This window comes from Fibrobacter sp. UWB5, assembly GCF_002210295.1.
Classification (GTDB): domain Bacteria; phylum Fibrobacterota; class Fibrobacteria; order Fibrobacterales; family Fibrobacteraceae; genus Fibrobacter.
In genome coordinates, this window is sequence record NZ_MWQH01000005.1 from 20,241 (window position 1) to 33,277 (window position 13,037).

9 protein-coding genes are annotated in these 13,037 nt (G+C 54.4%); 4 read left to right on the forward strand and 5 right to left on the reverse strand.

Translation table 11 applies throughout. From position 1 onward, the window contains the following. Nucleotides 1-77 precede the first annotated feature (77 nt). The 4 genes from tatA (at nt 78) to B7989_RS08430 (ending at nt 3,622) form a co-directional block, all read left to right on the forward strand. A complete protein-coding gene (gene tatA / locus B7989_RS08415; protein WP_072797201.1) occupies nt 78-278 on the forward strand; it encodes a twin-arginine translocase TatA/TatE family subunit in 201 nt (66 codons plus the stop codon). A gap of 11 nt (nt 279-289) precedes the next feature. Further along, a complete protein-coding gene (gene tatC / locus B7989_RS08420) occupies nt 290-1,018 on the forward strand; it encodes a twin-arginine translocase subunit TatC (RefSeq protein ID WP_088628082.1) in 729 nt (242 codons plus the stop codon). Nucleotides 1,019-1,233: 215 nt separating this feature from the next. Further along, nucleotides 1,234-2,070, forward strand: coding sequence for a TIGR02147 family protein (locus tag B7989_RS08425; protein ID WP_088628083.1), 837 nt, complete (start codon nt 1,234-1,236; stop codon nt 2,068-2,070). Continuing rightward, entirely contained in the window at nt 2,057-3,622 is a 1,566-nt protein-coding gene (locus B7989_RS08430) for a hypothetical protein (RefSeq protein WP_088628084.1), read from the forward strand. Before B7989_RS08425 ends, B7989_RS08430 begins: the two co-directional genes overlap by 14 nt. Before the next feature lie 12 nt (nt 3,623-3,634). Here the strand turns inward: B7989_RS08430 and B7989_RS08435 are convergent, their stop codons facing one another. The 5 genes from B7989_RS08435 to B7989_RS08455 form a co-directional block, all read right to left on the reverse strand. Then, nucleotides 3,635-4,996 (reverse strand): glutamate synthase subunit beta, encoded by a 1,362-nt coding sequence (locus tag B7989_RS08435; protein WP_088628085.1) that lies wholly within the window; start codon nt 4,994-4,996, stop codon nt 3,635-3,637. A 7-nt stretch (nt 4,997-5,003) separates the two neighbouring features. Next, the gene (gltB, locus tag B7989_RS08440; protein WP_088628086.1) at nt 5,004-9,422 is read right to left on the reverse strand and encodes a glutamate synthase large subunit; all 4,419 of its coding nucleotides are present in this window, start codon (nt 9,420-9,422) and stop codon (nt 5,004-5,006) included. 325 nt (nt 9,423-9,747) lie between these two features. Continuing rightward, on the reverse strand, nt 9,748-12,063 hold the full coding sequence (feoB, locus tag B7989_RS08445; RefSeq protein WP_088628087.1) for a Fe(2+) transporter permease subunit FeoB: 2,316 nt from the start codon (nt 12,061-12,063) through the stop codon (nt 9,748-9,750). Next, a complete protein-coding gene (locus tag B7989_RS08450) occupies nt 12,063-12,302 on the reverse strand; it encodes a FeoA family protein (RefSeq protein ID WP_072799394.1) in 240 nt (79 codons plus the stop codon). Before B7989_RS08450 ends, feoB begins: the two co-directional genes overlap by 1 nt. 11 nt (nt 12,303-12,313) lie before the next feature. Then, a complete protein-coding gene (locus B7989_RS08455; RefSeq protein ID WP_088628088.1) occupies nt 12,314-12,742 on the reverse strand; it encodes a metal-dependent transcriptional regulator in 429 nt (142 codons plus the stop codon). Nucleotides 12,743-13,037: the final 295 nt, after the last annotated feature.

Sequence of the window (13,037 nt, forward strand, 5' to 3'; positions counted from 1 at the left end):
CGGGAAGACATTTAAAAACGTCCCGATTATCGAGGCGTTTTTATTTTATATTATATTTCATAAAAAAGGAAGGTAACATGTCTATCGGAATTCCTGAAATCATCTTGATTGTGGTCGTGGTGCTTTTGCTGTTCGGGGCAAAGCGCATTCCTGAACTCGCCCGCTCGCTCGGCAAGGCCCAGAACGAATACAAGAAGGCAAAGGACGCCCTGAAGGAAGAAGCCGAGGACTTGCAGAAGACTGTCGAGAAGGCTGCCGAAGCCGAAGACAAGAAGTAAATTCGTTTCGAATGCAAGACGCGGAATCTAGTTTAGTTTCTCACCTGGAAGCGCTCCGGCGAGTGCTGATCCGTTCATTTGCCGCGCTTGCGATTGGCATTGTCCCGCTCTTTTTTGCTTCGCCCTACGTCCTGGACTGGTTTTGCGAACAAATTACCTTACAGAGCGGAATCACGCTGCATTACTTTTCTCCGATGGAAGTATTCCTGCTGCAACTTAAGATTGCAGCCCTCCTGGACGTCGTTTTATTTTCTCCTTATATCGCCTGGAACATTTGGCAGTTCGTGCTGCCCGCGCTTTACGAAAAAGAAAAGCGATTCATCCGCTCGATTGTCGGGCTTACAAGCGCACTGTTTATTGCGGGCGTCGCATTCTGCCTGATTGTCTGTTTTCCGTTGATTGTGCAGTTCGGCATGAGCTTTGCGGGCGAAACACTGACGCCTGTATTTGGCGTTTCGAACTTGATTTCGCTTGCGCTCTGGCTTTCGCTTGCATTCGGCTGTATGTTCCAATTCCCGCTGGTGACGTACGCCTTGATTCGCGGTGGCATCGTGAGCTACGAAACCGTTTGCGATAAGCGGCCTTACGTTGTCGTCGGGATTCTCGTGGTGGCAGCCCTGCTCACGCCGCCCGATATTGTAAGCCAGATTATCCTGGGCGCGCCGACTTACCTGCTTTTTGAAGCCGGACTTTTGGCCGCAAGGCGCTTTAAAAAGAAATCTCCTGACCAAAACGCCTGATTGCGTTTTCTCATTTCGCCGAGGACCATCCAACAAATGTTGCATATAGAAAGCAAGTGTTGCATATACACGCCAACCGTTGCATATAGAAAATATTTTTAAAATGAATTGCGAAATCTTGTGATTTTTCATAAAAAACTTAACTTTTGTTGCATAAAACTATTGACAGGGGGATAAAAAAGAGATATATTCTTGGCATAACAGGATGGAAAACAATGAAACCGATTATCGAATATTCAGACTTTCGCCAGTATCTGCTGGACTACTACGAGGAGCGCAAGCGCATTTCCGCTTTCTCGTGGCGCGAATTCTCGAAAGTCGCAGGCTTCACCTCTTCTTCTTATATGAAGGTGGTGTGCGACGGAAAAAGCAAGCTCAGCAAGATTGGTGTGGAACGCGTTGCCGCGGCAATAGGACTCACGGGGTTTGAGCTCGACTATTTCCGCGCGATGGTCAAGTTCGGCCAGGCCGCAAACGAAGAAACCAAGAAAGCCGCGTACCGCGACATGCTCGCGATTGCGAAGGTGCATAAGGTGCGCGTGTTGGAAGGGGACTTGTTCGCCTATTACGACACTTGGCGCAACCCCATGATGCGTGAACTTGCCCCGCTGATGCCCGGCGCTACCCCGGGCGAGATGGCCAAGATGTGCTACGCCGAGACATCGGCTCAGGAAGTCCGCGAATCGCTTGATTTTTTGACTAGGACCGGGCTCCTCAAGAAAGAAAAGGACGGCGCCTTCAAACAGTCCGAAACGTCTGTGAGCGGCACCCCTGATGCAACCAGGCTTGCACTCCGCGGAATGCACCGCCAGATGGCACAGCTCGCCGCTCCGGCTCTTGAGTTGCCGGCAACCGAACGCAACTTCAGCGGCGTCACCATGGGAGTGTCTCGCGAGAGCTATGACCGCATTGTCAAGGCACTGGACGATTGCCGCCGACAGATTATCGCAATTGCTGCCGAAGACAAAGGCATCGAACAGGTTTACCGTTTGAATTTACAATTATTCCCGCTTACTAAAAGCGTAAAGGAGAGCAAAAATGAAGAAGCTTAACATTTGCATCGCGGGCGCACTCGCCCTTCTCTGCACCAACTGCGGAGACTCCAATAGCGTAAACGTTTCGGGCACCTCCGAAGACGTGAACGAAATCGCCGACAAGGGTTCCTCCAGCTCGGGCACTCCCGGGGCTGAATCTTCGAGCAGCATCAATGACCAGAAGAATTCCTCTAGTAGCGTAGACGATCAGCAGACCAATTCCTCGTCAAGCGGAGACGTTCAGACTCCGCAGATTAACGACGGCTCGCTGGAAGCCTACCTGCAGCAATACGGTCTCGAAACCAAGCACCGTTTCGACAAGGCCGTGCTCGCATTTAACAAGAGCGAAATGGTTTCCAGGACTCCGGCTATGGATGGCTCCACAAATTCCACAGAATTTGATGGCGAAGGTGTCAGCAAGTTTGTACAGCAGAACATCGGCGCTATAGAAGCGCTGTTCCCGAAGGCCGCCGCCAAGTACGCCGACCTGGTTGAAGCCACCAAGAACGGCACGAACGAATGTTCGCTCTACTCCTTCAACCTCTACGGTAACGAAAAGTATGCCGGCCACGTGCTGGAATACGTCTCCCCCGACACCATGAAGGTCGTGGATATCGAAGCCAAGAACTGCGAAGAAAATACGAGCAACCAGATTGTTCGATTCCTGTTCAGCTACTGCGGTGACGTGAGCGAGGAACCGGTCGTTGAACGCACCACGGCAAAGTCGGACATCGCCAAGGAAAACTGCCCTGCCAGCAAGACCGACGACGAGTGGGTCAACGTGATTGACTCGAAGGATATCGTCACGAGTTCCTCTTCGGAAACACCGAGTTCTTCTGCCGCAGAAAATCCGGCATCCAGCTCCAGCAAGGAAATCGAGACATGCCAGCATATTTCCGATTACGACGGAATGACCGCAAACGGCAACTGCGACAGCAAAACAGACACAAGCATTGTTATCGACTGCGTAACCGGCGAAGAAATGAAATGTGTTGACAATTATTGGACACGCGCAAATGCTTGCGCACCGGGCAGCGACTGTGACGGTGACGGCATTCCTGACGGAGTTCGCAGAATTGACTTGGAGCCCTGCGATACCGACACATTGCTCTATTTCTACGGACGCAGTTACCAGTGCATTGAAAACAAGTGGGTGTACCTGCCGCCTCCGGGCCCGGACAGCACCTATTCCCAGGCACGTAACGTCTCGGTACTGCCCCGCCAGGGAATGGCCGTAACCCCGCGTGTCGTGATAGTAAAGAATGCCGACGGAACCGTTTCTATCCGCGATGACGGTTACTACGTCACAAACAACTTCGTTATCAAAGATGTTTACACAGAACTTTCTGGTGATACCATCATCGTAGACGTCATCTACCCTGACGGAGCAAACCTACACTCCTACCAGATTAGCGCGCTCACGTTTACCGTCAGCAAGGAATACACAAACGTCAAATACCTGAGGTACAAAGACGACGATCGTGTAAAGCCTTTGTTCGAGGAAGACGAATTGCTCCCCTGCGCAAGCAGTTCTACTTGCCAGGAGTGCGGAGAAGGCCTCGATTGTTAATCCGCTTTTCTCTTAAAGCGAACCGACAACTCGTTTAGCATCGGCCATGGCGCGGACCACAAGGGACGCGCCATTTGCGCAGTCACCGACTGCGTAAATGTGGCGAGCCGGGTCCGGAATGATCGCGGTACGCGGCGTAAGTTGCAGGCCCAAATCGTTCACGATGCCTTCTGCCGGGACCCCGGTGAAGCCCATGGCGAGCACCACCAAGTCGGTATCGATGACTTCGGTAGAATTCGGAACTTCATTCGGCTTGAGCGGGCGGCCCTGCGGGGACATTTCCCATTCCACGCGGACAGCTTCGACACCGGCGACGCGGCCATCTTTCACGATAAACTGCTTGGAAGACACGTTCCAGCGGCGTTCGCCACCTTCGTGCTGGGCGTAGCTGGTACGCAGCATGTACGGCCAATCCGGCCACGGAGTGGACGGAGAACGTTCCTCGGGCGGCTTGGGCATGAATTCCACCTGGAGCACGCTTTCGCAGCCTTCGCGGATAGCCTTACCGACGCAGTCGTTACCCGTATCGCCACCGCCAATCACCAGAACCTTGCGGCCCTTGGCGCTGAACTTTTCAGGATTCGTTTCGCCGGGCTTGTTTGCGCCGTGCAAGAAGTCGAGCGCGAGGAAGATTCCTTCGGCTTCGCGGCCCGGGATTTTCAAGTCGCGGGCATTCGGCGTACCGATAGCGAGGAAGACTTCGTCAAAATTCTTGTGGATGTATTCGGCAGAGATGTCCTTGCCGATTTCGGTGCTGCAGACAAACTTGATGCCCGCTTCTTCAAGGAGTTTGACGCGACGATCGATGACCGACTTGTCGAGTTTCCAGTTCGGAATGCCGTAGCGTAAAAGACCGCCCACCTTTTCACGTTTTTCGTAAACGGTAACGGCGTAGCCCTTGCGGCGGAGCGCTTCGGCAGCAAAGAGACCTGCAGGACCCGAGCCGATAACTGCAGCGGTTTTACCATTCCATTCTGCAGTAGGGAGCGTTACGCGGCCTTCTTCGAAGGCTGTTTCAATGATATACTTTTCAATCTGGCGAACCATGACGGGGTCGTTATGCACATTGCCCGTACAAGCGGATTCGCAAAGGGCGGGGCAAACGCGGCCCGTAAATTCAGGGAAGAACGCTGTCTTGCTGATGATGTTGTAAGCGCGTTCGGCATTCCCTGCTGCGACAGCCGCATTGAATTCGGGCACCAGGTTACCCAGCGGGCAACCCGCACCGTGACAGAACGGAATGCCACACGTATGGCAGCGTGAACCCTGCTGCACGATTTCCAGTGAAGTCAAGCGACGTTCGACTTCATTATTGTCCTTAATTCGCTCTTCGACAGGGCGGTAAACATCTGCGATTCTTTTAATTTCTTCCATATATACCTCAGCCCTTCTTTGCCAATGCGTTACGATAGTCGACCGGGAAGATCTTTACGAACTTCGGACGTTCGCTGTTCCAGTTTTCAAGGATGCGCTTACCCTTTTCGCTACCCGTTGCCTGAACGTGCTGTTCAATAAAGTCAATGAGTTCGCGTTCGCTGTCGGTACCGGCAAGCACGCTTTCAAGGTCCACAGAGCCCACATTGCAGCTCAGGTCGAAGTGACCCGTTTCGTCGTACACGTAAGCAAAGCCACCCGTCATACCTGCGGCGAAGTTCACGCCTACGCGACCGAGCACGACCACGCGGCCACCCGTCATGTATTCGCAGCCGTGGTCGCCCACGCCTTCGCTTACCAGGAGCATACCGGAGTTACGGATACCGAAGCGTTCGCCAGCGAGACCGTTGATGAACACCTTACCGCTAGTACCACCGTAACCGATGACGTTACCGGCAATGACGTTGTCTTCGGCCTTGAAGGTAGCGTTGTGCGGCGGACGCACGATAATCTTACCACCCGAAAGGCCCTTGCCCATAAAGTCGTTGGCTTCGCCTTCCAAATCGAGCGTGACGCCCGGAGCGAGGAAGGCACCGAAGCTCTGGCCCGCGACCCCCTGAAGGTGAATGCGGATGGTATCTTCGGGGAGGCCCTTCACGCCAAAGTGTTCGTCCACTTCGCCGGAAAGTTCCGTACCCACCGTACGGTCGGTGTTGTGCACCACCGTGCAGAGTTCCACGGCAGTACCCTTTTCGAGGGTTTCCTTGACAAACGGCAAGAGTTCGCGGCGGTCGAAGTTGACCAATTCTTCCTTGACGTAACTCTTGTCGAAGGACTTGACGCCACCCTTGACTGTTTCGAAAATCTTGGAGAAGTCGAGGTTCTTTGCCTTGTAGAAGGCGATGGCGGAATCCTTTTCGAGAAGGTCGCTGCGACCGCAGGCTTCTTCGAGAGAGCGGAGACCGAGGCTTGCGAGGATTTCGCGGACTTCGTCGGCGATGAAGAACAGGAAGTTTTCAACGTATTCCGGCTTGCCAGCGAAGCGCTTGCGGAAGTCGGCATCCTGCGTTGCAATACCCATGGGGCACTGGTTCGTATGGCACTTGCGGTCCATCACGCAACCAAGGCTAACGAGAAGGTTCGTAGCAAAGCCGAATTCTTCGGCACCGAGAAGTGCTGCCACCACAATGTCGCGGCCCGTCTTGAGCTGGCCATCGACCTGGAGCTTGATACGACCGCGCAAATCGTTGAGCACTAAGGTTTGTTCCGCTTCGGCAATACCGAGTTCCCACGGAAGGCCGGCATGCTTAATAGAGGTGAGCGGAGATGCACCCGTACCGCCATCGTGGCCAGAAATCAGCACCACGTCGGCATGAGCCTTGGCAACACCAGCGGCAACCGTACCCACACCCACTTCGGACACGAGCTTCACAGAAACACGAGCCTTCGGGTTGGAGTTACGCAGGTCGTAAATGAGCTGGGCCAAGTCTTCGATAGAGTAAATATCGTGATGCGGCGGAGGAGAAATCAGCGACACATTCGGCGTACTGTGACGGATGCGGGCCACGAATTCGTTCACCTTGTGGGCCGGCAGCTGGCCTCCTTCACCGGGCTTTGCACCCTGAGCCATCTTGATCTGCAAATCCTTGGCGTGGCGCAGGTAGTCGATTGTAACACCAAAGCGGCCCGAAGCAATCTGACGAATAGCAGAGCTACGAATGTCACCGTTAGGAGCCGGAGTATCGCGATCCGGGTCTTCGCCACCTTCACCGCAGTTGCTCATGGCACCGATGCGGTTCATGGCGATAGCGATGGTTTCGTGTGCTTCGGGGCTCAAGGAGCCAAGACTCATGGCGCCTGCCACAAAGTGCTTGACAATGGATTCACGGCTTTCGACTTCGGAAATATCGATCGGAGTCGCTTCCTTGAACTTGAACAAGCCGCGGAGCGTTGCCTGACGTTCAGACTGGTCGTTAATGAGCTTGCTGTAAACCTTGAACTTTTCGTAGTCGCCGCCCTGAACGGCCTGACGGAAGGCTGCCAAGGACTGCGGAGTCCACAAGTGCTTTTCGCCTTCTTTGCGGTAAGCGTACTGGCCACCGGACTGAAGAACCTTGCTTGCGTCGGCAAAGGCAATCTTCTGGCGTTCGCCCACTTCGGTAGCGATTTCTTCGAGACCGATACCTTCGATGCGGCTTGCGGTACCCGGCAAGAACTTTTCGACGAGCTCCTTGTTCAGGCCGACCGCTTCGAAAATCTGGGCGCTGCGGTAGCTACGGAGGGTAGAAATACCCATCTTCGACATAATCTTGAGGAGACCCTTATCGACAGCCTTCACGTAGTTGGCGGCAGCCGTCACCGGATCGACATCGAGGTCGCCGTTGTGGCACATGTTGGTAATGCTCTGGAAGGCCAGATACGGGTTGATGACCGTGGCACCGAAACCGAGCAACAGGGCAAAGTGCATGACTTCGCGGACTTCGCCGGACTGCACCACCAGACCGATTTCAGGACGCACGCCGGCTTCCACAAGGGCGCGGTTCACGCTGGCCGTGGCAAGTAGCGACGGAATAGGCACGTAGCCCCAATCGATGTTCTTATCGGTCAGAACGATGATATCGAAGCCCTCGTTCACGGCACGCACGGCATCGCCAGCGAGGTTCTGCAAGGCGGCTTCCAGGACTTCCCCATTGCCACCGAGCGGGAACTGCATCTTGAGTTCCTTGGCCTTGAAAGCCTTATCGCCAATGTTTTCAAAGCGGCGGATTTCGTCTTCGGTCACGATCGGGCGCGGAATCTTGATGAGGTGCGCCTGTTCCGGAGTTTCTTCGAGGATGTTGCCGTGGTTACCGATGTAAGTCGTAAGGCTCATCACCAATTCTTCACGAATCGGGTCAATCGGCGGGTTCGTCACCTGAGCGAACAGCTGCTTGAAGTAGTTGAACAGCGGCTGCGGCTTGTCAGAGAGCACGGCGAGAGCGGCGTCGTTACCCATAGAACCAATCGGTTCTGCACCGTTCTTGGCCATGGGCTGCAAAATAATGGAGAGGTCTTCGGCAGAGTAACCGAAGCGCTTCTGCTGCACCAGAATATCGTCAGGAACGTCGGCCGGGTTAATTTCGCTAAAGAGGCCACGAACGCTCATCTTGTTTTCGGCGACCCAGCGGCGGTACGGCTTGCTACGGGCCACGTAAGCCTTCATTTCGGCGTTCTTCAAGATGTGGTGATTTTCGAGGTCGAGGTAGATGATTTCACCGGGTTTGAGGCGGCCCTTTTCTTCGACTTCGTCATCCTGCAGGTCGAGCACGCCCGTTTCAGAGGCCATCACGAAGAGACCGTCTTTACATAAAGTGTAACGTGCCGGACGAAGACCGTTACGGTCGAGGATTGCACCGGCGTTCACACCGTCAGAGAAAGCGACGGCAGCAGGGCCGTCCCACGGTTCCATCAGCATGGATTCGTATTCAAAGAAGCCACGCACGTCGCGGCCGAGATAATGCTTCTGGCCCCAAGCCTGCGGCAGGAGCATCATCATCGCATGCGGGAGGCTACGGCCCGCTGCGACGAGAAGCTCAAACATGTTATCAAGGCTAGCAGAGTCGCTCTGGCCCGGCATAATGAGCGGCAAGAGCTTCGGCAAATCTTCACCGATGACATCGCTCTTCAGGAGCGGTTCGCGGGCGCGAAGGCTGTTCAGGTTACCGCGCAGGGTGTTGATTTCACCATTGTGAGCGAGGTAGCGGAACGGATGAGCCAGCGGCCAAGTCGGGAACGTGTTGGTAGAATAACGCTGGTGAACGAGAGCCAAGGGGCTTTCGAAATCGAGGTCGTTCAGGTCCTTATAGAAGCCTTCGATCTGGCTTGCAAGCAACAGGCCCTTGTACACAATGCTCTTGCGGCTGCAGCTGCAAACATACACGCCCTTGCAGGTCTTTTCGACCAGGCGGCGCACCACGTAAAGCTTGATATCGAATTCTTCGTTGGTCTTGAACTTGGAGCCGTCAAAGAACACCTGGCGAATGTGCGGCAGGGTTTCGCGAGCCGTGTGACCGATTGTAGCGGGGTTCACCGGAACTTCGCGGAACTGGATGACATCGACACCTTCGGATTCGGCAACGTGCTTGATTTCGGCATCCAAAGCATCGGCGGCAAGCGTATTTTCGACAAAGTACATGGCCACGCCGTAACGGGCCGGAAGACTCGGATAGAGCTTGCGGAAGAACTTATGCGGCATAGAAAGCAAAAGGCCAGCGCCGTCACCCGTTTCAGGGTCGCCACCAGCCGCACCGCGGTGCATGAGCCTTTTCAAGACCGTAATACCCTGCAACACAATCTGGTGCGAGGCAACATTATTAATATTGGCAACTAGGCCGACACCGCAGGCGTCGTGTTCGTTGGCCGGATCGTAAAGTGCTTGAGCGTTCATAAATAATCCTTGTTTTTACTTTTTTGCGCTCCGTATTTGCAAAATCCGTGCCAAACAGACAAAACACCCGCCAATTATTGAAAAAGCGGTCAAAAATGTAAAATGAAAGCCGAATCCTAAAATTCAGCCAAATTTTCAATTTCAAAATTTGTAAAGAATCGTAGCTATTTTACAAATCTTGTAACAAACAAAGGGAGATGCCTCTCCCTCACTCCAGCCTTGCCCAAAATCATCAAAGCAACTGATACACGTCACAAACGTCCTAGGGCAAGTCTGCCGTTACCCTCTCGCCTAGGGGGCCACCCCCCCCTAAGACCCCCAATATTTATTCGAACACTTTCTTCTTGCGTTGGTCACGACCGATAAACACGAGGCTCACAACCACACCGGCAAGCAGTGCCACCGAGGTGAAAATCCATGCGGTAGAATGCCCGCAGGTCACCTGGAAGAACAGCACCGAGAGACTCCAGCCGATGACCGTCTGGAGCACCATCATGAGCGTTCCGTAAAAGCGTCCGAGTTCGCGGAAGGCGGTTCCCATGGCGGCAAGGCACGGCACATAGAGCAATATAAACAGCAGGTAGGCCAGCACCTGGAAGCGACCGAGGTTGAAATGCGCCTGCATCGTCTTGTACGCTCCTTCGTTCCCGGCACTTTCGGATTCATCAATCGCGTCCTTGACGCCCAGCGGGTTCGCAATGGAGGTAAAGACTTCCACTAAGTTCGCCGGGATGCTCACCAGAGCTTCTTTTACAGTGGATTTGAGGCTAAAGCCATCATCTGCAGCGGGCTCTGCAGCAGCCTCAGTCGCGCCGACCTCCCCCGCCGCATCACCCGTGCCCTCGATGGCGTACAGCGAGTTGAGCGTACCGACAATCGCTTCCTTCGCGAAAAGTCCCGTAAAGAGCGCCACCGAAGCGGGCCAATTGTCGCGTTCAACACCGAAGGGTTCGAACACGGGCGTAATCACCGTACCCACGGCGCTCAGCACCGACTTTTCGTTGTTGTCGTTGCCGAAACTTCCGTCAGTACCGACGGAACCCATAAAGCCGAGCACCGTCACCATGATGAGCACGACCTTGCCCGCGCGGAAAACGAATTCCTTGAGGCGGAGCCATGCATGGCGGAAAAGGTTACGCGCCTTGGGCAAATGGTAAGGCGGCAGTTCCATGATAAACGTCGATTCCTTGCCCATGAAAACCGTATGGCGCAAAAGCAGGCCGTAAATCAACGCAATCACAATGCCCGTCAAGTAAATTCCGAACACGAGCGTCCCTGCGCTTTCGCCGAAGAACGCCGCGCCAAACAGCGCATACACCGGGAGGCGCGCGCCGCAGCTCATAAACGGCACCAGAAACAACGTAAGGAACCTTTCGCGCTTGTTTTCGAGCGTACGCGTGCCCATGAGCGCCGGCACCGAGCAGCCAAAGCCCACGATCATCGGCACAAAGGCCTTGCCCGGGAGCCCGAGGAACCGCATAAAGCGATCCGCCACGAATGCCGCACGCGACATGTAGCCGGAATCTTCGAGGAACGAAAGGCAAAGGAACATGAAGAAAATGACCGGAATGAACGTCGATACCGTCTGGATACCCGTACCGATGCCGTTCGCCAACAGCGCCACGACAACGCCTGGCGCGCCAACCTTCGTCAGGAGTTCCGTCATGCCGTCCACGAAAATTCCACCGAACAGGATGTCGAAGAAATCGATAAACGCGCTGCCGACCTTCACCGCAAACCAGAACACCAGATACATGGCAACGAGGAAAAGCGGAATTCCCAGAATGCGGTTCAGGAACAGTTTGTCGAGTTTGTCGGTCCGCGTGCGCTTGGTAGTATTGTCGCGGATGACCGCCTTCGCGATATCGCGGGCATAGGAGTAACGGGAATCAGCCAGCGCAAATTCCACCTCTTCGCCCAAGTCTTCTTCAATCTTGTCGTGCGGGATTTCGACACCGAGCTCGTCGGCAAGTTCCAGCACTCGCCCGCTATGCTCCAGGTACTGCACCGCCGTCCAGCGCGGGCTTGCGCCAAGTTTGTCGGCTACGGGCTTGAGCGGCACCGCAATTTCTTCAATCAGTTTTTCCAGGACTTCGGAATGCTTGACCGCCTTCGGGAGCGGGAGTTCGCGGCTATTGTGCAGCAGCTTGTGCAAGTCGTTCACGAATCCTTCGCAGCTCTTGGGCGAAACCGCCGTGAGGCCAATCGCCGTCACGCCGAGGATTTCTTCGAGCTTGTGCAGATCCACATGGATGCCGCGACTCGCCGCGATGTCCATCATGTTCACCGCCAAGACCATCGGCACGCCCTTTTCCATCAGCTGGCTCGTGAGGAACAGGTTGCGCTCCAGGTTCGTCGCATCCAAGATGTTCACGACCAAGTCCGCCTCGCCCTTGAGCAGGTAATCGAGGGCGGCACGCTCGTCTTCGGAGTTTGCAAACAGTGCGTAAATACCCGGCAAGTCCACCACGCGAATCGTGTGGTTGTCGAGCTTAAACTGGCCTTCCTTCTTTTCGACAGTCACGCCAGGCCAGTTGCCCACAATCTGGTTCGAGCCGGTAAGCGAGTTAAAGAGCGCCGTCTTTCCGCAGTTCGGGTTGCCCGCAATCGCAATCGTGAAAACTTCTTTCTCGATAGGCATCAGACTCTCCTCAACTTGAGCACGTTGGCTTCTTGCTTGCGGAGCGAAAGCCTGTACGAAAGCACGCTCACCTCGACCGGGTCGCCGAGCGGTGCCACCTGCAAAACCTGCAATACCACACCGCGCACAAGCCCCATCGACAAAAGTTTGGACTTGTACTGAGAATCACCCGTGTTGTATCCAATAATTTCGGCCTTGTCGCCTTTTTTTAGTTCCGAAAACTTCGGTTCGTTATTCATACACCAACGATTTACTTTTTCGTAGATTTAGCGGCAGTCTTCGACTTTTTTGCCGTCGCACCCGTACTAGGGGAATTCACAAAATCCTCGATCCTCTCGAGAGTTTCCGCCGAAAGAATGTGTTCCATGCAGCAGGCGTCCTTGTCAGCAATCGCCTCGGAGATACCGAGCTTGATCAAGAAACTCTTCAGCAGAATGTGACGGTTCAGAATCTGGGACGCCACGAGCGCGCCTTCCGAGGTGAGTTCGATACCGCTGTACGGCTCCTGCGTCACAAGGCCCAGCTTCTTGAGTTCGATTACCGCCTTGGCAACCGACGGCATCTTGACCTTGAGCGCCGCCGCAATGTCTCGGACACGGGCAATCCCGTTCGCAAGGCGCAGCATGTGCACCATTTCCAAGTAGTCTTCAAGGCTCTGACTTAACTTTACTTGTTCCATAGGACGGCTCCGATTAGACGAAAAACACACCTTATATATTAGTCAACGCTAAATTTAGAAAGCCTCGGCTAATTAGTAAAGGCTAAACTGCGGAAAATGGGGGTAAAAAGGGGCGTTACCCGGCTCGTCCCTCGCCGGGTCGGGCTATACTCGCTTCGCTCACCGAGCCTATAGTCTCGGCCCCAAGGGGTCACTATCCCTAACGCGGAACGCGAATTAACAATTCATTCTATTTCAGCAGACGCACTAATCTAAACTATAACGACATCAAGGACCTAGAGAAAATCTCGACACA